This window comes from Paenibacillus sp. FSL W8-0187 (assembly GCF_037969755.1).
Classification (GTDB): Bacteria; Bacillota; Bacilli; order Paenibacillales; family Paenibacillaceae; genus Paenibacillus_AQ.
On sequence record NZ_CP150206.1, the window covers coordinates 7018535 to 7040873 of the forward strand.

17 protein-coding genes are annotated in these 22339 nt (G+C 52.1%); 7 read left to right on the forward strand and 10 right to left on the reverse strand.

Annotation, left to right across the window (positions count from 1 at the left end):
* Positions 1 to 119: 119 nt before the first annotated feature.
* The gene (locus MKY48_RS31800; RefSeq protein WP_339291918.1) at positions 120 to 677 is read right to left on the reverse strand and encodes a CGNR zinc finger domain-containing protein; all 558 of its coding nucleotides are present in this window, start codon (positions 675 to 677) and stop codon (positions 120 to 122) included.
* A gap of 194 nt (positions 678 to 871) precedes the next feature.
* Between MKY48_RS31800 and MKY48_RS31805 the strand changes: the two genes are divergently transcribed.
* Together MKY48_RS31805 and MKY48_RS31810 are read left to right on the forward strand one after the other, a co-directional pair.
* The gene (locus MKY48_RS31805; RefSeq protein WP_339291919.1) at positions 872 to 2023 is read left to right on the forward strand and encodes an epoxide hydrolase; all 1152 of its coding nucleotides are present in this window, start codon (positions 872 to 874) and stop codon (positions 2021 to 2023) included.
* 100 nt (positions 2024 to 2123) lie between these two features.
* Positions 2124 to 2648 carry a DNA topology modulation protein FlaR gene (locus tag MKY48_RS31810; RefSeq protein ID WP_339291920.1) on the forward strand — a complete coding sequence of 175 codons (525 nt, stop codon included), beginning with the start codon at positions 2124 to 2126 and terminating at the stop codon, positions 2646 to 2648.
* 43 nt (positions 2649 to 2691) lie between these two features.
* Here the strand turns inward: MKY48_RS31810 and cysK are convergent, their stop codons facing one another.
* A complete protein-coding gene (gene cysK, locus MKY48_RS31815; protein ID WP_339268663.1) occupies positions 2692 to 3606 on the reverse strand; it encodes a cysteine synthase A in 915 nt (304 codons plus the stop codon).
* Positions 3607 to 3967: 361 nt separating this feature from the next.
* On the opposite strand from cysK, the gene MKY48_RS31820 reads away from it, so the two are divergent.
* The 5 genes from MKY48_RS31820 to MKY48_RS31840 all read left to right on the forward strand — a co-directional run bounded on the left by MKY48_RS31820 (position 3968) and on the right by MKY48_RS31840 (position 10913).
* Positions 3968 to 4825 carry a lipoate--protein ligase family protein gene (locus tag MKY48_RS31820; RefSeq protein ID WP_339273723.1) on the forward strand — a complete coding sequence of 286 codons (858 nt, stop codon included), beginning with the start codon at positions 3968 to 3970 and terminating at the stop codon, positions 4823 to 4825.
* 176 nt (positions 4826 to 5001) lie between these two features.
* Positions 5002 to 6627, forward strand: coding sequence for an alkaline phosphatase PhoX (locus tag MKY48_RS31825; protein ID WP_339293566.1), 1626 nt, complete (start codon positions 5002 to 5004; stop codon positions 6625 to 6627).
* 24 nt (positions 6628 to 6651) lie between these two features.
* Positions 6652 to 6873: a twin-arginine translocase TatA/TatE family subunit gene (gene tatA, locus MKY48_RS31830; protein WP_015737862.1), complete on the forward strand. Its 222-nt coding sequence runs from the start codon at positions 6652 to 6654 to the stop codon at positions 6871 to 6873.
* Positions 6874 to 6910: 37 nt separating this feature from the next.
* Positions 6911 to 7603, forward strand: coding sequence for a twin-arginine translocase subunit TatC (tatC, locus tag MKY48_RS31835; RefSeq protein ID WP_339273727.1), 693 nt, complete (start codon positions 6911 to 6913; stop codon positions 7601 to 7603).
* 1009 nt (positions 7604 to 8612) lie between these two features.
* Positions 8613 to 10913: a helix-turn-helix domain-containing protein gene (locus MKY48_RS31840; RefSeq protein ID WP_339268665.1), complete on the forward strand. Its 2301-nt coding sequence runs from the start codon at positions 8613 to 8615 to the stop codon at positions 10911 to 10913.
* A 148-nt stretch (positions 10914 to 11061) separates the two neighbouring features.
* On the opposite strand, the gene MKY48_RS31845 is transcribed toward MKY48_RS31840, so the two are convergent.
* The 8 genes from MKY48_RS31845 to MKY48_RS31880 form a co-directional block, all read right to left on the reverse strand.
* Positions 11062 to 12108, reverse strand: coding sequence for a glycoside hydrolase family 18 protein (locus MKY48_RS31845; protein WP_339268667.1), 1047 nt, complete (start codon positions 12106 to 12108; stop codon positions 11062 to 11064).
* A gap of 21 nt (positions 12109 to 12129) precedes the next feature.
* Positions 12130 to 14748 (reverse strand): transglutaminase domain-containing protein, encoded by a 2619-nt coding sequence (locus MKY48_RS31850; protein WP_339291921.1) that lies wholly within the window; start codon positions 14746 to 14748, stop codon positions 12130 to 12132.
* An 8-nt stretch (positions 14749 to 14756) separates the two neighbouring features.
* Entirely contained in the window at positions 14757 to 15779 is a 1023-nt protein-coding gene (locus MKY48_RS31855; protein ID WP_339291922.1) for a carbohydrate-binding family 9-like protein, read from the reverse strand.
* A gap of 63 nt (positions 15780 to 15842) precedes the next feature.
* Positions 15843 to 17129 (reverse strand): alpha-L-fucosidase, encoded by a 1287-nt coding sequence (locus MKY48_RS31860; protein WP_339291923.1) that lies wholly within the window; start codon positions 17127 to 17129, stop codon positions 15843 to 15845.
* Between the two features lie 62 nt (positions 17130 to 17191).
* Positions 17192 to 18577 carry an alpha-L-fucosidase gene (locus tag MKY48_RS31865; protein ID WP_339291924.1) on the reverse strand — a complete coding sequence of 462 codons (1386 nt, stop codon included), beginning with the start codon at positions 18575 to 18577 and terminating at the stop codon, positions 17192 to 17194.
* 147 nt (positions 18578 to 18724) lie between these two features.
* The gene (locus MKY48_RS31870) at positions 18725 to 20335 is read right to left on the reverse strand and encodes an extracellular solute-binding protein (RefSeq protein WP_339291925.1); all 1611 of its coding nucleotides are present in this window, start codon (positions 20333 to 20335) and stop codon (positions 18725 to 18727) included.
* A 43-nt stretch (positions 20336 to 20378) separates the two neighbouring features.
* Positions 20379 to 21287, reverse strand: coding sequence for a carbohydrate ABC transporter permease (locus MKY48_RS31875; protein WP_098749345.1), 909 nt, complete (start codon positions 21285 to 21287; stop codon positions 20379 to 20381).
* Positions 21288 to 21302: 15 nt separating this feature from the next.
* Positions 21303 to 22274, reverse strand: a complete 972-nt coding sequence (locus tag MKY48_RS31880) for an ABC transporter permease subunit (RefSeq protein WP_339291926.1) — start codon at positions 22272 to 22274, stop codon at positions 21303 to 21305.
* Positions 22275 to 22339 lie beyond the last annotated feature (65 nt).

Sequence of the window (22339 nt, forward strand, 5' to 3'; positions counted from 1 at the left end):
TACTGAATCGTTTATTCCTGTTGGAATGATTCGGCTCCATAAAAAAAGACCAACCAAGTCAAACGCTTGATGGGTCTTTGGAGTTGGACCTGATTCAAACCTGGTCCCATGGCTGCGATTCATGCCATGGACTTGCTTCGCTCCCGATATGTTTTATTCTTCGCCCGATTGCCGCAGGCTTTCATCGAGCACCATTTCCCCGTTCCCGGCCTCGACCGGTCAACAAATACCCACTGACAATCTTCGGCCGTACACACTCTCAATCTGCCCCACATATTCTTTTCACGAAGCCGAAATACCAGAATCAACAGCCGGGCCATGCCCCCCTTTCCCTGGGCATCCACTGGCTCGATTGCATCTGAAGTTTCACCGAAACGGTAGGAGAAGCGGTACTGGCCAGTTACACGGTTTAACGCTTGGAAGCCAGCTTCCTGATGATCATGTATATTATTCGGAATGGCTGCTCTTAAGCCACCCCGCAGCTCGCGGGCCAAAGCCAGATCCTCTTCAGATACGTTGTCCTGTTCCAGAATAAAGCCGTTTTTTAACAGCCACATGCGCAGATCCTCCGCGGCCCGAAGCAGCTCCACACCCGGATCCCCATCATATCTCATGCGTTTATCATGGGTGTTGATAAAATCCGCGATGATTTCGAGTTGATCAAATTCCTGTCCCACAACAAAACAAACCTCCTATTGATTTCTCCATAATAAACCAGTAAAGTGTATTTATCGGTTAGCTAACCAGTTATATATTTTTAACGGTCACTAGCAACAATATAAAGAGTGCCCTATGGCTTCATTTACCTATCTACCGCAAGCTTGTTGTTATCAGTATACCAGACTCCCATTCTTTCCAAGAGGTGAAGCGAATGAAGATCCAACCGTTTTCTTTTCAAATCGAGCCCGCTGCCATCGATGATTTATATCAGCGCCTGGACATGACCCGATGGCCTGACGAAATCCCCGGCGGACAATGGGATTATGGAATCCCCCTGGATTTCATGAAAGAAATGACCGCCTACTGGAGGCATGAGTTCGATTGGGAAGCCTTCCAGCGCTCCATTCAGGCCTATCCGAATTATATCGCTGAAATCAATGGAGTGGACATTCACTTCATACATATTAAAGGCAGGGGTGAACACCCCATCCCGCTCCTCATCGCCCACGGTTGGCCCAGCTCCTTCTATGAAATGCTGGAGCTTATCCCTTACCTCACGAATCCTGAGCAATTTGGCGGCCATACGGAAACTTCCTTCGACGTTGTCATTCCATCGATCCCGGGCCATGGATTCTCAGGTATCGAACTGCGCCCGGGCTTTGAAGATCGCCAGGCGGGGGAACTGCTCATGAAACTCATGACGGAGCTCGGTTATGAACGATTCGGTGCACACGGCTATGATATCGGAGCCAGCATTCTGGGGCTCATGTGTCTCGACCATCCCGACCGGTTCATCGGCTATCACACCACGTCGCCAGGCAATCCCAGTCCATATCTGGATTCGAACTCAACGCTTTCAGCCGAGGAGGCCGAGTTCCTCGACTATCAGAAGCAATGGGGGCGCGAGGAGGGCGCTTACGCCCATATTCTGGGCACGCGGCCGCAGACGGCAGCTTATGGATTGCATGATTCACCCGTAGCGCTGGCCGCGTTCATTCTGGAAAAATGGCACTACTGGACATCTCCCGAGGATGGCGATGTGTTGCAGCATTTCAACAAGGCGCAGCTCATGGCCAACGTCTCCATCTACTGGCTGACCCAGAGCATCAACGCCTCGAACCGCTATTATTATGAAGGCAAGCATACGAGGTGGCCGGGGCCCACAGAAAGTTCACCTGTACCGCATGGTGTCACCTTAAGTGCTCAGCGGAACGAGCGTCCGCCCCGATCATATGTAGAACGGATCTTCCCGAATGTGATCCACTGGAAGGATCTGAATGCGGGCGGGCACTTCATTGCAGCAGAACAACCGGCCTGGATTGCTGAGCAAATCATGGCTTTCTTCAAGTTGCTCCGCGATTAGCCGCAGGATGTTGTGTAATTTTACGAATAATAGGACAGGAGATCACCGCATCGGTACCGAAATAAGTAGCTACCATTTCTCATGAATGCGGTGATCTCCTATGGTAACTAACATTCCGAACCGGATCCATATTATCGGCTCCGTCGGAAGCGGAAAAACGACACTCGCCAGGACCCTGTCCGCCCAGTTCCACATTCCTTATTACGAGCTCGACAATGTGGTGTGGGAGCGAGCCGAGCCGGATGATATTCGGAGGAGCGATGCGGACCGGAATGCGATGTTAATAAGCATCATCAACACGAAATGCTGGATCATCGAAGGCGCTCACCTTAAATGGGTCAGCCCCAGCTTCCGCCTTGCAGATCTTATCATATTCCTGAACCCGTCCTACTCCACAATAACCTACCGGATCATTACAAGGTTCATCAAGCAGCGACTGCGACTTGAACAGGCGCATTATACACCCAGCTGGGGCATGTTCAAAAAGATGTTCGAATGGAGCGCCGCGTTTCAGCGGGAAGGCAGATATCAGATTCAGGATACGCTCGAAGATTATCCCGGCAAAGTGATCGTCGTGAAGAGTCATCGACAACTCATGCAGCAGCTTAAGCAGTGGATTCCATAGAACACCAAGAAGGGACCTCCGGTTAACCGGAGGTCCTTCTCACTTAGAAAATATCCATGCTCAAATACCGCTCTCCCGTATCCGGAGCAATACAGATAACCCGCTTTCCTTCCCCCAGCCGCTTCGCTACGTGAAGAGCAGCGAATACCGATGCGCCGGAGGACGGCCCCACCAGAATTCCTTCCCTGCGAGCCAAATCCCGCACCGTTTGCAACGCATCCTCGTCGGCGATCTGGATGATCTCGTCATATACGCTCGTATTCAGAATCTTCGGTACAAAACCCGGGCTCGTGCCCACTAGCTTGTGCGGTCCAGGCTGTCCGCCGGAGAGCACAGGCGAGCCCTTCGGCTCGACTACCGCGATATGCAGATTCGGCAGGGACTTCCTCAGCTCTTCCCCGGTACCGGTTACGGTGCCGCCCGTTCCCGCCGTTGCCACGAAGGCATCCAGCCGCCCTTCCATCTGCCCCAAAATTTCCGGCGCTGTCGTCAACCTGTGAATGTCTGGGTTGGCCGCATTCTCAAACTGCTGCGGAATGAAGCTGCCGGGAATCTGCTCCCTGAGCTCAAGCGCTTTGGCAATGGAACCCGGCATGCGCTCGCTGCTCGGTGTCAGCACGACCTCCGCGCCGTACGCCTTCAATATATTTATCCGTTCCTTGGACATGTTGTCCGGCATAATCAGGATAGCGCGGTAACCCTTGGCTGCTGCTATCATCGCCAGGCCAATGCCCGTGTTCCCGCTCGTTGGCTCAATAATGGTACCGCCTGGTTGGAGTAATCCTTGTTCCTCTGCGGTATGAATCAGATTGTACGCCGCACGATCCTTCACGCTGCCGGAAGGATTGAATCTCTCAAGCTTTACATAGACATCAGCAGACCCTTCAGGCACTAGCCGTTGAAGTTTCACCATTGGCGTCTGACCGATCATATCAACTACACTATTATAAATCTCCATGATGTTGATGCTCTCCTTTATATAGGAAGTGAAATCATTCTCCACTAAACCAAATTACTCACAAAGACAATAAACTTACTCGGATTATAACAAAAATGTCGATCAACGTACATCAGAAGACGGACCGCAGTTAGAAGAAGTTTTTCTTTGCGATATCAGGAGGTCACGAGCCTCGAAGTTTATACTTTCTGATATCTAAACAAAAACGTTGAAGGTTCCCGACTCATAAGGCGAGGCTCGCCGCTTCAGTATGAATTTATGGTATGCTGTTCAAAGAAAATAACGATCGGGCTCCCCCTTGGAAGACAAACCCTTCCATGGTCTATGCACGATCCACATATAAGAGGAGGCGCAAGAAAGCGTGAATATTCCGCTGTCACTACCTGAAGATCAACCTGTTCTGCTGCTCGACCGGACCCATGATTTGTCGCATCAGGACGTGCTGTACCATTTTGCGCTGGACGAGCTCCTATGCAGGCTGACCGGAGATGGCGGGCCGGCCGTCTGCCATCTGTGGCGGCATCCGCGCGCTTTTGTCATGGGTGTGCGCGACAGCCGCCTCCCCCATGCACCGCAAGGGGTAGCCATGCTTCGTTCCCTCGGCTATGACACCGCCGTCCGCCATTCGGGCGGTGCTGCGGTTCCCTTAGACGCTGGCGTGGTGAACCTGTCCCTCATCCTCCCCTTTTCCTCTACGGGACCGGCGCCTGACTTTCATCAGGACTTTGAGATCATGGTGGAACTGATCCGGGAGGCCCTCCGCGGCACCGGACAGAACGTAGATACCGGCGAAATTGCTGGCGCCTTCTGTCCCGGAACGTTCGATCTAAGCATAGGTGGCCTTAAATTTTGCGGCATTGCCCAGCGGCGGCAACGTAAAGCCTTCATTATCCAGGCTTTTATCATCGCCGAAGGTTCAGGCAGCGAGCGCGCCCGGCTGGTTCGTTCCTTCTATGATATTGCCGCTGCGGGTGCAGACCCCAAGCAATATCCTCTAGTAGAGGCTAACAGCACCGCCAGTCTTGAAGAGCTTACGAACATCGGCACCAGTCAAAACCCCGTCCACCCGTTTATTGTTGCTGTAAAAGAGGTCATCCGCAGCTGGCAGTCAGGCAAGGAGCTGACAGAAGCCGCTTCCAGGTTTACGATGCCGGGCACTGAGGAAATTCGTGTCATGGCCGAACAGATGCGTCAGCGCTACAAGGGCAACTCCATATGATTATGCATATCCTCCGCAAGTCCAGCCATGTACAGGGGCGCCGCTAGACGCCCCCTCCAATATCACTTTATTTTTACAATTCTACCATTCACCGATGATATTCCCTTAACATTTCCCCTATAAACTTGTCCTGATGGCAATTTATACATTAGGGGTGGATAAGCTTGAGTAAAACGATGGATCGCAAAACGTTTCTGTCTTATCTGGGTACTGGCGCAACCGCATTGGCAGCCGCTTCCGCAGGCTTAGGTGTATTGGAAGGGAAAGCTTCGGCCATGTCCGGAACCGCAAATCATCTGTTCGGATTCAAAACGAATCGGGTCAGCGGTTACTTCGAACCAATTGAACCAACCAAAGCAGACCAGCTCGTCCTGCCTAAAAACTTTAAATATGATGTCATTGCGGCTTTTGATGACGTGATCAATCCGGCTGGCGAAAAATTCGGTTCCGGCTGTGATTACAACGCATTTTTCCCGCTTAAGGGCTCCAATGTCCGCGGCCTTCTGGTCAACAATCATGAATACTCCACCATCTTCTCCATCGGTCCTGTAAAGGATGGGAAGATGACGGCGGATCAAATCCATAAAAACCTGTATTACCAAGGCATGTCTGTTATCGAAGTATACCGTGACGAGAAGGGTGTATGGAAAATGGACACCACCTCCACCCATGCCCGCCGCATCAACGGCTTCAGCAAATTCGATATCACCGGTCCGGCCAAAGGCATCCCTGCCCTGAAAGGCGCAACGACAGCTACCGGCACGTTTGCCAACTGCTCCGGCGGGGTGACGCTTTGGAACACAGTCTTATCTTGCGAGGAGAACTTCGAGGACACCGCGGCAGTCTCTAACCTGCCGGATACGCATTACGGCTGGGTCGTTGAGGTCGATCCGTTCGATAAATCCTTCCTGAAGAAGCACACCTCCCTCGGCAGATTTAATCATGAGAATACCGCGATGGGCCTTGCCGCAGACGGCCGGATCGTTGTCTATATGGGCGACGACAAGAAGGATGCCTGCGTCTATAAATTCATTAGCAAAAGCAAATATGATAAAAGCAAAGGCCGCGCTAACTCCGCGCTTCTGGAAGACGGAACCCTGTACGTGGCCAACCTGAAGTCGGGCAAATGGCAGCCGGTCACCCTGGAGGCCGTAACCAAGGCCGCCGCAGAGGATAAAGAGGCCCAAGCCAAATTCAAGTCCCAAGGCGATGTTGTCACTTACTGCCAGGAAGCTGCGCGTCTTGTCGGCGGAACACCAACGGACCGTCCGGAGGATATCGAAATCTCGCCGTTCGATAACACCGTGTTTATCTGCCATACGAACAACGATAATCACGGCAACATCCATGGTCATATAACGCGCATTTTTGAAGCGGGCAACGATCTGGCAGCCATGGAGTTTGACTTTGAAATTTTTGCTGCGGGAGGACGCCAATCCGGATTCAGCTCGCCGGACAACCTCGCGTTCGACTCGAACGGCGATCTGTGGGTCGTAACGGACATCTCCAGCAGCAGCCAGAACAAAGGCGTTCACAAATCCTTTATGAACAACGGACTGTTTGTGATTCCAACAAGCGGGCCGGATCAAGGGGTCGCGCTGCAATTCGCCTCCGGTCCGGTGGAATCCGAGCTTACGGGTCCTTTCTTCACACCCGATGAGCAGACGCTCTTCCTATCCGTTCAACACCCGGGCGAGAATACGGAGGACCTCAGCAAACCAACCAGCACATGGCCTCACCGCTCCGGTGAAAACATGGCGCGTTGCGCCGTCGTGGCCATTAGCGGCTTCAAACTGGAGTAATACCAATCGAAAGGAGCGAGGATCATGCCGTTTGGCAACATCGGAATCGGTGGTTTAATTCTTATTTTGATTATCGCACTCATCATATTCGGTCCATCCAAGCTTCCTGAGCTCGGTCGCGCTTTCGGGCGGACCTTAAGCGAATTCAAGGGCGCAACCCGTGGCTTGATGAACGGAGACGACGAGAATGGAAAAAAAGACGATGCTCCGCAAACTGCTGCAGCGGTCGATAAGCAGCACAGCTAACCCGAACGACCAGAGCGCGATCGAGCATCTGGAAGAAATGCGGAAGCGCCTGATCCGCACCCTGATTGCATTTCTCGTCGCAATGGTGGCTGCCTTCATCTACGTCGAGAAGATCTACCACTGGCTGGTACGAGGCATGGACAAACAGCTCGTTCTGCTCGGTCCCTCCGAAGTCATGTGGGTATATATGATCATTGCAGGCGTTGTGGCCGTAACCGTCACGCTTCCCATTGCCGCCTATCAAATATGGCGGTTCGTGCAGCCGGCGCTGCCGGATGGGACTCACCGCTCGGCCGTGCTGCTCATTCCCGTGATCAGCGTATTATTCATTGCCGGCATCTGCTTCGGATACTTCGTGCTGTTCCCGATGGTGCTGCAGTTCATGCAGCGTATGGCCGAAGGCGCATTCCAAACGATGTATACCGCGCAAAAATACTTCACGTTCATGATCCATATGACCGTTCCTTTCGGATTCCTGTTCGAAATGCCCGCCATCGTCGTTTTTCTGACGAAGCTCGGCATCGTGAATCCGCATCGGCTGGCCAAGATGCGCAAATCAGCCTACTTTCTGCTATGTATCGTGGCCGTCACCATCACGCCACCGGATATCATGTCCGATTTGATTGTGATCGTTCCGCTGTTCCTGCTGTACGAAATCAGCGTATCGATCTCCAGATTCATCTATCGCAAGCAGTTGCAGCTCTCTCAAGTGGAGGGCAGCGCAACCTAGTAAGGAACCAATTTCAATGTGTGCACTGCTCCCTGTGCGCACGTTGCGTGGTCCGGTGCATGCTTTTTACGAGATTTGTACGAATAACCATACAAACAAAATGGATAAAAGCTATCGACTCAGGATGTTGTACGAAAAATCGCACAACAGGAAGGCTAATGCCAGCTGTTTTACGAGATTTGTACGAGAAATCGCACAAACTGAATGGATAAGAGCTATCGACTCAGGGTGTTGTACGAAAAATCGCACAACATGAAGGCTAATGCCAGCTGTTTTACGAGATTTGTACGAGAAATCGCACAAACTGAATGGATAAAAGCTATCGACTCAGGATGTTGTACGAAAAATCGCACAACAGGAAGGCTAATGCCAGCTGTTTTACGAGATTTGTACGAGAAATCGCACAAACTGAATGGATAAGAGCTATCGACTCAGGGTGTTGTACGAAAAATCGCACAACATGAAGGCTAGTGCCAGCTGTTTTACGAGATTTGCATGAAAAATCGTGCAAATACGAGTACGAAGGGATCCTTATAGGAAATTAGAACGAAATTTCGTTCAACCTATGTACATGTCCGTTTCCCCCGAAATTGGACGGAACTTTATAGAACCCGTGAACTGGACAGCCTCAACATGCAGGTTGTCTGACCTACGGGTTCTTTTTTTTGCAATCCTCCCCTTTACCGATATCTTCGCTTCAACACGTATCCCCCGCTTATTTCGAACCGATTGTTTCGTTATACCCCCCCTCATCTGAGACTTTTTACGTGATTCCATTGTATATTCGAAATGATCCATTGATTTATTAGTCAAGTTCTCCTAGTATTTTTAATAGGGTATCTATTCGTCATGATGCTACTGCCTCGGCAGCATTTATGATAGCGCTATCAAATGGCGTAACGTGAAAACATAAATTGCTATTTAAAAACCGTCTCGGTGTGTAGAATGAATTAGTTCCGGCTAAAAACTTAATAATCTAAAATCGTAAAAAAAACGGGAGGTTGCAGATATGAAATGGAATCACTTCAAGTCCAAGCTTCTGCTTAAATACACACTGTCCTACATCTCCATTTTCCTGATACCTCTTGTTATATTAACCATCATTATTTATCACAATGCCGTGAATACGCTCCGTTCCGAGATCGAGCAGACCAATGTCAATCAATTGACCCAGGCCAAAACTGTCATCGATGAGCGCATGAAAGAATTGCAGGACATCGCCTTTCGCATCGCCTACGATGAGCAGCTGACCCGTTATTGGACTCACCATCCTTACTACAGCCGGGAATCCATCGGGGCCTTGGTCAAATACAAAGCCACCAGCTCCATTATTGATGAATTGTTCCTGTTCTTCCGCGGAGATAACAGCATTTATTCGTCACAGGGCTTTGAGAATCTGAATGTCTTCACCGACCGCTACAAATTCAACAGCTGGAACGAAACGGAGATGGTCCGTGATTTAAACTCTGTCCCGATTCCGACCATGCGTCCGGCGGAGCAAGTGGTTCAGGGGACCAAAATCCAAAATTCCATGCTGGCATACCTTGTGCCGATCGCACCTAACAATACGCCCGCCCACGGCACCGTCATGTACCTGATCCATGAGTCCAATCTGACCGGATTGATCGAATCCATCCTCAGCGACTATCATGGAATGACATATATATTCGATAATTACGGACAAGTGCTGGCCGCCAATCACCAAGGCGAAACCATTACCGAGCAGGAAGTCCACGCCCTGTTCGCACTTGAGCCTGGAACGCACAGCCTTTCCTTGAACCAAGAACCGCATTCGGTTGTATCCGTCAAATCCGATGCGGGCTGGACTTATGTCACCGCAATGCCAAGCAACCAATTTTTCAGCCGTATCGTTCATATTCGTACCTTTGTAATTCTGGTATTCTCCTTCGTCGTAGTGATGGGCACCATTCTTGCCATTATGCTGGCTCGCAGGCAATACCATCCGATTTCAGACTTGATGGAGTTCATCCGCTTGAAGAATGACCCGGAAACGTCCACATCCAGCAACGAGCTGGAATGGATCAAGAAAACGCTGCACGACTACAGCCAGCGCGTCGATCTTCAAGAGCCTTATGCACGGAATCATATTCTGCTCATGCTGCTAAAGCATGGCCATACTGGTGAATTCCCTTCCGAGTTCACCGAGAAGCTAGGCATCCGCTTCAGCCAATCCCATTATTTTGTCGTGACCATGGGCTGGGAGTCGCACGCCCTGCCCATTGGCGACAATTCGGAGCGGCGGCCCGTCATGCAGTTAATGAACGATGTGGAGCTGCCGGCGTTTTCCGCCTATGCCTATGGAGTGGAGCTGCCACAGCCCGATCAGTTGGCCCTCATTGTAGGATTTGATGCCGAAACCGGACATGATGCGAGCCTTAACGCCCGTATGGAGCCGATCGCCCTGGCCCTGCAATCGATGGCGGGAGAGCACACGGGTGTCTCTCCTGCGATCGGGGTAGGCAACCGCTACAGCTATCCGGAGCAGCTGAATCAATCCTTCATTGAAGCATCAACCGCTTTGGAGGCTTCCATGCTGCACGGACAGGGCAGCAGCACCTTCTTTAACGCTCTTTCCGGTTCCGGCGCACAGGATTCATCCTTCTGGGTCCCTAAGGATGTGCTGCTGAAGCTGGTTCAAAGCTTGAAACAGGGCAGTTATGATGTAGCGGTTCAGATGGTATCCACCGCATTGAATAACCTGAAGACGGAAATGCCGTCCGTACCGCTGCTGCGCTGTATCTGCTTCGATATTCTGAATACGATGCTGAAGACCGCGTCCGAGCTTGGCATCCATCATGTGGTCAATCAGCTTCCACGGGTCACCTCTTATGACTCGCTGGAGGATTTGGAGAAGAAGCTGGCAGGCCTGGCCGCGGAAATCTGCGCCCATGTCGAGGCGAAGAGCGAGACCGAAGAGAGCTCCCTGATGGACGAAATCGTTGCCTTTATCGATGCCAATTTTACGGACTATGACCTCAGCCTAGGCACGATCTCGTCTAAATTCTCCATCTCTTCATCATATTTCAGCCGCTCCTTCAAGGAGAAGATCGGGATGAACTTTACCCAATACATCTGGCAGAAACGAATGGATGAGGTGATCCGGCTGCTGCTGCACACAACCGATCCATTAAAGGATATCATCACCCGGGTCGGTTACCTGGACACGCCGAACTTCATCCGCAAATTCAAGAAAGAGACGGGGTACACGCCCGGTCAATACCGCAAAATGCACAGCAGCAACGGCGCTGCTGATTCGCCGGATGAGGATGACGAAGAGTACACCGGATAACGAATTCGGATGATGGCGAAGAATAGTGAGTCGGTACCAGTTTTGCCGCAAAAATAGAAACCTCCCCTGAACCGTACCGTTCAGGGGAGGTTTTCGTATGTTTTAAACTCATCCGAGTTATCAGATCCACCGCGACCGCCAGCTGTTCCTATTTCCCGGCCGAGATGCTTTGAAGTCCTTGATGCATAGCGCCCAGCAGGCGATGGGTCGGGTCGCATCCATATTCCCAGAACATGATCCCGGCCAAGCCTTGTTCTTTCACATAATTGCATTTGCACTGAATCGATTCCTCATCGTCATAAGAAATCAAGCTGGAGCCGTTAAAAAGGTACGGCGCACAGGCTTCCTCGTCCCAATAACGAATGTAGCCGTTCTTGTTGATGTACTCCGCAGCCAGCTCGGCAAAGGCCGGACCATAGCCGCCTGTGCTGCCAGCCATTTGGTGAAGGCCATGGTTTCGATCCGGCACCTCGTTCCATACACGGGAGTAAAATGCGGCACCGATGACTATCTTCTCCTTCGGGACGCCGGCGCGAACGAACAGGTTCACGGAAGCATCCGTGCTGATTCGGAACAGATCTCCAGTTGACGTGTACAGATTCGTATGATGTCCGGTCAGGACCTGAAACCCGCCTCGCATATCATAGGTCATCAACTGGACAAAATCCAGGTACTGCTGTACCTCGGCCATCTCCGTGCCGTCTACATAGTATTGGTCAGCCCCTGCCGCAATCGTGAGCAGGTAATGCCGGCCATCCCGGGAGCCCTTAGCATCCAGCGCCTCCCGGATCGTCTTCAGCAGCAGGGTGAAATTCCGTTTATCATCCGGACTCGACCCTATGTCGGCTTCACCGTAACATGGATACTCCCAGTCCAGATCGATACCGTCAAAAGGATATTCCTCCAGCACCCGTATGGCGGATGCGGCCATGCGGTCCCTTCCGCCCTCGGTTGAAGCGGCTTCGGAAAAACCACCAGCGCTCCAGCCGCCAACAGACAGAAGTACCGTAAGAGTCGGGTGATCCCGCTTGATGTTCCGGACCACCTCGCCATTCTTCAAATGCTCGGTGGTGATCTCATCGTTCTTGACATGACCGAAGGCTACGTTCAGATGCGTTAATTTCAGCAGATCCTCATGCGTCATGTCGGGAAGAACCGAATCGACGGCGTAACCCGCCACAATATACTTCGTCATTACTCTTCACTCCGATCCCTTCTAGGGTTGTAATATCGCGGTTGCAATCTGCAGGGCTTCCTTCCCGGTGCCGATCTTGTATCCAGAAGCCGCATAACGGATTTGATCCTGACGATCCAGGACGAACAGATGAGGATAACCGGCTTCATGGGCTGCAGGATTCGGGATGAAACCCGATAAGGAAGCATAACTGGAATCCCGTACAAAAATGGTGCGGGCCGGCAGCTTCGGATAGCTTGCCGGATCAAAGGAAGCCGTCCATTCCGCATCCCCGATCACCAGCACAATCGGCAAGTCCAGCTTATCCAGCGGCTCGGCCAGCTCGCTGAGCTCGCGGAGCAGATGCTTGGTCGGCTCCCGCTCCGGTTCGATCCAGGCAGCGATAGCGCCCTCGGTTCCCAGAAGATCCTTAAGATCCGCTCTCGTTCCGTCTAATCGGGTAAGCGTACTGCCCGGCGCCAGTTTGCCCAGCACCGGAATGTCGACCGCCGTCTCACGATAGGTCAGCGCCACGCGCGCGGTGTCTCCGGCACGAATGGTAAAGTACGTGAAGCGCACTCTTACCGTTCCGTCCTTCAGCCGGATGCCCGATGTCAGACGGTACGAACCCGGCTCAACCTCATACGGCTCGTCGTAAACATCGGTGCTGCCATAAGGATACACCAGCGTTTTGTACACGCCGTCTTCCAGGCGGGCGAAGGTAAAGTTCTCGGCATAGGATGCGGCCGGCGTATCCTGCGAGCCTTTCGGATCCCTGAGGAGCTGCAGCATCCCCCAGCTTGAGCTCTCCTGATTCCGGGGGGAGTCCAGACGGAAGGCTGCATCTTCCCAACTTCCATCACGTAAGTACTGCGGCTTCTGCTCGCTCGGATGCAGTCGGGCGGGAATCCCCAGACTACGGCATACAGCCACAAACAGAATGTCCAGCGACTGCTCGTCTCCCTTCATGAGACTGTACGTGCCTGCCGGATTTCCCTTACCCTTCAGGTTGGGAAGGTCCTCAGCATAGGCATAGCCCTGCTCCAAATGCCCGGCAAGCGTAGAAGGATCCTTCCTGAATGCCGCAGTCTCCGCCGCCGTAAAGGCATCAACGAATACACGGCGATACGGGACCAGCATTTCATAAGAAACCCGCGGACACAGGATGTACTTCACGAAGGTATCCTCATCCCACTGTCCACGCTGTGAGAGGGCACCCATCAGATGATCATCCAGCGTTTGCCGGAAGGTATCAATCAAATCCTTTTCGTTCAGCGATTCCAGCAGCCGCAGCGGCCACTCGCCGTAATCGCCGGAATGCTCCTCCAGGAACGCTGCGATTTCCTTGCTGTTGCCTCTGGCTTTTCGAAGGACGTCCCACACCCGCTCCGGAGGCAGTCCTAATGACTGGGCCAGTGCAGTTGCCTCTTCTTCGCTCAGGAATGTACCCTCATATTCGGTCCGGACCTTCGTCCCTTCCTCCAGACGGTGGTTATGAGCCTGGGTCTTCTCCTCGGATAACGCCGTCGCGGCGTCCCCTTCTCCTTCCGGTGGAGGAACCATATCGAAATCCACGATCCCTGACGGCTGTTCGGATGAATCAAGCACAAGTTCGATATGTCCGCCGTCCTGGGCCTTGAACAGGACTTCACTCCACTTGCCGCCGCTGACCGCACGAACCAAGAGGTCGCCATAACCGGTCTTAAAGGAAGCCTTCCCTTGCTCATCGGTCTTGATTTCGGCAATCGGATAAAATTCAGCCATATTATACAGCTCAAATCGAATGCTTGCGCCGGATACAGCCTCTCCCTGCTTATCCTTCACGCTCACGTAAAGGGTGCGAGCCGGTGCATAGTTCTCCAGCAAATTAATCTCCGTAAACCCCTTTTCGCATAGGGTAATATCCTCCGGACCGGGGTAATCGGCAAAAATTCGCGTATTGATCAGCATCGCCCTGCGTGCCGGCGGACTGAACCAGCCTTGATTCAAGCGGGCTTCTGGTTCGCATGCCCCGAGGTAATACCACTGGCCGTCCGCCCATGCTTCCACCCAGGCATGGTTGCTGTCGCAATGAGCCCAGCGCGGCGTATAGACCTGACGCGCGGGGATGCCGATGCTACGAAGCGCGGCCACCGCCAGCGTGGACTCCTCGCCACAGCGTCCGCGTGCGTTCCGGACCATCGTCAGCGGCGAAATGGTTCGCAGATCGCTGCCGATGTAGGTCGCCTTCTCATGGCACCAATAATTGGTTTCCAGAATGGCATCCGCCATCGATAACTTCGCCGTCCGTTCGGCCAATTCGTTGTAGAGAATACCGCGGTAATCCTCAATATTCTCCGTATTAACCCGGTAAGGAAGCACAAAATGCAGGAACAGATGATCTGGCACGCGCTCGCCCCAAGGCACGCGCTTACGGATGTCCAGGGCTTGGCGCACATGATTCAAGAACAATTCTCCATCATAGTCGGCCATGTCGTTCACCGGCATGTAAGCAAACAAATATTTCAGGGCCCAAATCTCTTCATCGGTCAGCTCCTGCTCCAAAACATGAAATAGCTTATCTTTGCGCGCTTCCGCAAAGATGATCTTCTCCTGAAACTTTTGCTCGATCCGCTCCCGTGTCTGCGAATCCAGCGAGAACACCGTGGTTTGGCTGGTCATCCTAGCGTTCACTCCCTCCATAGCTTTCCGTCTTCCCGAATGCAGATTAGAGCCGTGCCGTCCGATGAAGGCGCGCTAATCTGGAACAGGCTGCGAGTCGTTTCAATCACAGGCTGGATGCTCCATGCATCCTCGCCCATGAGCTGCTTCGTGTCCTGCGTAAATTCACCATGGGCTTCATAGTAATTACGCTGCCGGTAATAGAGTCTGCGCAGCTCCCATTTGATCCGTTCGTCTTCCGGAAGCGTAAACGGCTGTTGCTCCTCGCCACCCACGAACACAACGTAACCCCACAGCTCCGGGTAATGCATATTGATGATGCCCATAGGCGACCATACCCAATTGTCCTCCGGATAAGGCTTGCCTGTCTCCGGATTCAGCACCTTACGGTACTCGCCGTCTTGTACCTCGGTCTGCCATTCCACGCGCGAGAAGTTGACGCGCCAGAACTCACCTGGCGCAGGGCGGCGGCCACCTTCGGCACATTCCTTGAGACTGGTCCAAGGAATCGCCACCTCCACGCTCCATTTCCGGTTGTCGGCGCCAGGACGGTTCAGCTCCCCATCGATAAATACCGCCGTCTTAAGACCGCTGATATCCCAGCCGTTGACCGGAGGTCCGCCATCCCGGTACGGTTTCACGAGCAGCAAGTCCCACACCGTGTTCAAGGCATTAATTTCGAATTCATAATATTGATGGCTGTCTCCGTCCGGATCAATGAATATTTCAAAGTCATTATCATAGAAAATAACCGAATCGCGTTCAGTCAATGTCGCCCATATCTGATCCTCGATCAGCTCGGCGGCAAAATAAAAATAATCGTCGTCCCACAGCATTTTGACCCGGGTCCGTTTCCCCGGCTTCGGACGAAGATCCCCTTCGATATCAACGAAATCGTCGGTCCACTCCGCCGCATCCCAGAATGCCTTATCCACGCGGCCATCCAGCACGAGCGGCTGCCCCGCACGCTTGCATAAATAATGCTTAGGAGCATACTCAATCCTCGGCTCCGGCACTCCACTTCTGTTCATGTCATTCTCTCCGCTTCATGAGGGAGGCTAAGCACTTATCTAGCGCGTCCCTCCCCGTGATGGTTAGTTATGCGTGACAACAGCTCCCGAGCCGCCGTACATCTCCAGCTCCTCGTCAAACTCCAGCTTAAGAACCGTCACCTGCTCATGCGCGTCTTCAGGAGTCATCTTGATCCACGTCGTCCCCGGGATGTTGAACCAAGGCACGCCCCCATGAATCTCGTGGGTAAGCTCCTTGCCCGAATGCAGCACGGTAATCTTCTTGATCGGGTTGCACAGCCCCTTAATGCACACATTCTCTTTCGGAGCGTCATAGACAAACAGGTACAGCGTCTTTCTGTCCTCGGAAATCGTGCTTCCCCCCAGATAATAGCGGGTCATAATGCCTTCACCCGTTCCGAATACAGCCTCTTCATGGGTCCGGATCCATGCTCCCAGCCCAAGCAGGATGTCCTCCTGCCTTTGATCGATGGTGCCGTCTTCGCGCGGACCGATATCCAGCAGCATATTGCCGCCCATCGAGATGCAGTCGCAGAACATCCGAATGATCTGGTTCAAGGATTTGTATTTATGATCGGTCGGCACGTAGCCCCACGAGCTGTTGATCGTTGTGCAGAATTCCCACGGTCCCTCCGGTCTCGTGATCGGAATGCCCTGCTCTGGCGTTTTATAATCACCGTGGCCCTGCAGCCGTGAGTTGATGATGATATCCGGATTGAAGGATTGCAGGTAATGCTTGAACTCCGGCAGATTCCACTGCTCGGCACTTCGCTCCCAATCGCCATCGAACCACAGCAGATCCACTTTCCCGTAATTCGTCAGGATCTCCCGCAGTTGGTTGTTATTAAACTCCAAAAATTTCTGCCATTTCTCCTGATCCTGAACACCGTCCACGGGACTGCTGTGCGGGTTGATGCTGCTGAGATCCTCCGGCACCTTGCCTCCTTCGAACACGCTCGGATAATCCGGATGCGACCAATCAATCAGAGAGAAGTACATGCCCAGGTGAATCCCCTTCTCCCTGATCGCTTCGGCATACTCCCGCACGATGTCTCGATTGGCCGGAGTCCGCTTGACCACGTTGAGATCGCTGTACTGCGTATCCCACAGCGCAACACCATCATGATGCTTTGTTGTCAGCACGGCATACCGGGCACCGGATTTCTCGATCAAATCCGCCCATTTCTCCGCATTGAATTTCGATGCCGTAAAACCGTCCAGCTGCTTCATGTACTCGTCGTAAGTGATCCTCCCATTGTAGAAGGACCAGGATTCCGAGACTCCGTCCACGGCATAAATGCCATAGTGAATGAAGATGCCCAGCTTGGCTTCTTCGAACCATTTCTGCATATCTGTCCACACCTCTTCTTGAAGTCGTTGTAAGTGAAAAATACGTTTATACAACCCGTCTCTTAACGAAACCGCAATACATGCGCAATCGGTGCCGATCCCTGACGTTCCTGATCCGGAAGACGGACCGCAACGCCATCGTCCGTGCGGCGATAATCGAGCGCCTCCTGACCCCCGACGAGATCAATGCGGCTGAACGCCGTCTGAATCGGAATGTGCAGCTCTTCAGGAACAGCATCTTGTTCATTTCGATACAGATAGATGGCATAGGTCGTATCGTCTTTTTGGGTAAACTGGACGGCCCCGGAGGAATACGGCTCGCAGATACGCGTGCCATAGATCGCCTCTCCATAGACTTTCAGCCATGCCCCCATGCCCTTCATTCGTGAAATAGCTGTCTCAGGCAGCCTTCCGTCCGGCTGCGGGCCTACATTGAGCGCCAGATTCCCTCCTTTGGCCACGATCTCGACCAGCAGGTGAATGAGCTGACGTACCGTTTTATAACGATCCTCGTAGCGGAAAGAGAAGGAAGTTCCCATCGTGATACAGCTTTCCCAAGGCACATGCAGGGCACGCTCAGGGAGGGTCTGCTCCGGCGTAATCAGATTCTCATAAGGCCCGCCGACCGTGCGGTCCGCCGAGAGGAGCCAAGGCTGAATCTCACGCGCTTTCTCTACCACTTCACCCAGGCGGATATTCTGATCACGATAATCGTTCACCCAGCCTGCATCCAGCCACAGTACATCAATGCGGCCGTAACGGGTCATCAGCTCCATGATCTGCTCATGGGTAAACTGGACAAACTGTTCCCACAGCCACGGGTATTTCTTCGGGTCATAGCTAGGACCGCGTGACGTAAAGCTTCCAGCCTCCATTCCCGGCGCCCAGTAGTATGGCGTATGCCAATCGGCCTTCGAGAAATAGGCGGAGATGCCGAGCCCTTTGGCACGAAATGCCTCGAACAGCTCCTTCGTGATATCGGCGTGTTTATGCATATGGAACGGACAGTCTGGACCCGTGACACGGTAGTCGGTCGTATGCGTGTCCCACATGCAGAACCCGTCATGATGCTTGGTTGTAAAGTTTAAATATTTGAAGCCGTTATCGGCTGCCAGGTCAGCCCACAGATCAGGCTGAAAGCGAAGCGGGTTGAAGGTCTTGTTCAGATCAAAATACTGCCGCTTAAGCTCCTCCGCATCGATATCCCAGTCAATGCCGTCACGTGACCAATCCGCGTCTTTATCGCTCAGTGCCCATGATTCAACAAGACCCAACTGGGAATACGGTCCCCAATGCATCATCAGGCCCAGCTTCTGGTCCTTGAACCATTCCAGGCGCTCCAAGAGCAGCGGATCCTCCGGCTTGACCCATTTGTCCTCACTGCTGAAATTGTGCACGCCCTGCTCCACTACTGCTTGCTCTTCCTCTACCAGCTTGTTCTCCGACATGGTGTACCTCCAATAGTCATTTGTTGATAACGATAGGTTTGAAGACCGCTTGGAACAGGCTTGCCTGCCCCTTAAAAACAATAGCCAACCCCCGGTCATGGATCGACCGGGATACGTTGGCTCTTTGTTTTTCATCTATGCATCTGATTATTGCTCGGCGTTCCAGCGATCGTATGCCCCTTGATAAAGCTCCACGAGACGGTCGCTGCCCATTTTCTTAACTTGTGCAACGTATTTATCCCAATTTTCAAGCGGCTCTTGGCCTGTTACGAATTTCGCTTCCATCTGTTTCACATACGTTTCCAAATCGGACAACAGCGAAGTTGCCTCGCTCTGCTCTTCATTCGTCAAATAGACGTTAGGGAATGGCGATTTGCCGATTGGCACCAGCTTCTCTTGATTCTGCTGATCGATCCACTCATCGAATTCGGTACGAAGACCTTTTGCAACATCCGGATCATTGACGCCTGGTGTCAAAATACCGTAGTTCGGCGTGATTTTGCCGCGATACTCCTCACGATCTCCACCGCCTGGCACCGGGAGCCATTCTTTCACGCGGTTTGCCTCATCCTTGAATTTCCACAACGTGCCTTCAGGCCCTTGGTTAAACAGTGTAGCGCCTTCATAGCTGTACATATAATCGATCCAGCGCATGGTAGCTTCCGGAGCCGGGTTGCTGCTCGAAATGGCGAATGTGCCTCTTGCCGACATACCAGGGTGCATGCCGTATACAGGAGAATCGACGATTTCACTCTTCACCGGCGTCATGAGCGGATGCTCGCTGCTAGGTTCGCCACCGAGCGTGAAGTACGCATGGTAGTCGTTAAACAGAGCCAGCTGATTGTTTTCTCCCTTGGCTTTTTTCTGATCGCCTGTTTGCGAGAAGGTTTCATGATCCAGCAGTTCTTCCTTCCACAGACGGTTCATGAACGTCAGATAGCCTTTGTAGCCTTCTTCCTGGTAAGGATAGTGCACTTTTCCGTCCTTGTCGGAATAAATCCCTTCGTTGTACATGCCCCAGAAGCCGAAGAAGTACATACGCAGGTCATCCAGCTTGACCGAAGTCAGCGGAATCTCGTCTTTCTTTCCATTTCCGTTAGGATCTTCTTCTTTAACGCGTTTCAAGAATGTATATAGTTCCTCTGTTGTCTTAGGTTCGGACACGTTGAGCGCTTTTAAGAACTTGCCGTTATACCACATCGGGCCTCTGTACCATACGGCGGCCTTGTCGACGAATGGCAAGGCATAGATATGTCCGTCCGGTGTCGTAAAGGATTTGCGAACATCCGGGTTCTCATCAAATATCTTTTTGATGTTCGGTGCATAGCCCTCGTCAATGTACTTCTCCAGCGGAATGAGGATTCCTTGGGTACCATAGGTCACCTGCTCAGCCGGCTTCAGGTCGGCCGCGTAAAACATATCGGGCAAATCACCGCTGGCGAACACCAGATTCTTTTTTGTTTCAAAGCTGTCAATCGGAGAAAGCTGATATTCCAGCTTGATGCCTGACAATTTCTCCATCTCTTGTAGTACGGGCATCGTATTCCAATCGGCTACACCGGCATCCTGTGACATGACCGTCAGCGTGATCGGCTCATCCACAATCGGGAAACCTTCCTTTTTTACCCCTTCCGTACTGGTCGTCCCGGACGGTGCCGTAGCAGCGCCGTCTCCTTTGGGTGAACCACAGGCTGCAAGCATTGTTGCTGAGAGGGTGAGGCAGAGTAAAATAGATGATGCCTTGCGAAGCTTTTTCATGACAACAACTCCCCTTTTTTTGGTGTGGATTTATGGTATAAGATCAGCCCTTAACGGAACCAATCATAACACCCTGCACAAAGTAACGTTGAAGGAACGGGTAAACCGCAATAACCGGAAGTGTCGCAACGATAATGACCGCATATTTGACCAGTGCAGCAATTTCCGCTTTGGAATTCATCGCTGCTGCGGATGAGGCGTCAATCGCCCCGCCGCCCTGTGCCGCCATCTCCTGAAGGACCAGGATTTGACGAAGGAAGAGCTGCAGCGGGTACTTCGCGGCATCATTCAGATAAATCATGGCACTGAAATAGCTGTTCCAGTGACCGACTCCGTAGAAGAGTGCCATGACAGCAATAATCGGCATCGAGAGCGGCAGTACGATTTTGATGAATAACCGGAAGTTCGTACAGCCGTCGATATGGGCCGCTTCCTGAAGCTCCTTCGGTATGGTCGATTGGAAGAACGTCCGGGACACGATAATGTTCCAGATGGACGCAGCTCCAGGCAGAATAAGAGCCCACATGCTGTTGACCATGCCAAGATCTTTAACGAGCAGGTAACTCGGAATCAGTCCCCCGCCGAAAAACATCGTAACCAGGAACACCGCCATAAAAAATCCTCTGCCCACAAAATCAGAACGGCTGAGCGCATAGGCTGCAGGCAGCGTGACAATCAGATTCACGATCGTACCGATCACTGTATAAATAATTGTGTTCTTGTAGCCAATCCAAATGTTGGCGTTCTCAAACACTCGGGCATATCCATCAAAAGTTATCCCTTTCGGAATCAACCACATTTCACCTGAGCTTACGTACTTCGGATCACTGATGGAGGCGCTGACAATGTACAGCAGCGGGTACAGTACGATGACAAGCGCAATCGTCAGATAGATGTAGTTGCATAGCAGGAATAATTTATCCCCTTTGCTTTCCCTTACCGTGGATGACATATGTTATTCCCCCTTCTACCACAGGCTGTTTTCGCTGGTGCGACGAGCGATTTGGTTCACCGCAATCAGCAGAATCGCATTAATGACCGAATTGAACAATCCGACGGCGGTAGAGAAGCTGTACTGTGCGTCAACCAGACCGGAACGATAAACAAAAGTCGAGATGACATCGGAAGAGCTCATATTCAGCGGGTTCTGCAGCAGCAGGATTTTCTCGAATCCGACGCCCAAAATGCTGCCCATGTTCAAAATCAACAGGATGGTGATCGTAGGTACAATCGCCGGAATGTTGATGTGCAGAATCCGTTTGAACCGGCTTGCTCCGTCCACCACAGCTGCTTCATGCAGCTGAGGATCGACACCCGATAAGGCTGCGAGATATATAATGGTACCCCAGCCTGCACTCTGCCAGACGCCGGACAGCACATACACCGTCTTGAACCATGCAGGGTCCGTCAGGAATTGAGGCGCCTGAAAGCCAAGCATTTCGACAAAGTTAACAATCATGCCGGACGAAGGCGACAAGAAGGTGATGATCATACCGGACATGACAACGACCGAAATAAAATGCGGTGCATACGTGACGGTCTGTACGGTACGTTTAAAGAACGAATCCTTCACTTCATTGAAGGCCAGTGCCAGAATGATGGGCAGCGGAAACCCGATAGCCAGCTCATACAAGCTGATGCTCAAGGTATTCCAGAGCAAGTCCCAGAAGTAATAAGAGTTAAAGAAGCGTTCGAAGTGGTCGAATCCGACCCACGGGCTTCCCGTTATTCCCAACGTCGGGATGAAGTTTTTGAAGGCGATTTGGATCCCGTACATCGGGCCGTAATGGAAAATGACAAAATACAGAAATGCCGGAGCTATAAACAAATACAACTCCCAGTTTCGAATCATCCTCCTCCACAATGTATTTTTCTTACGATTCGGCATCGTGTTAACCGATAAGCTTTGCGACAGGGCGGATTGACCATCTTGCTGCATAGGTTGCCCCCTCCTTTTCTAATGAAAATCCAGCCATTTTTTTCGGAAAAGCACCCCTGTTTAAT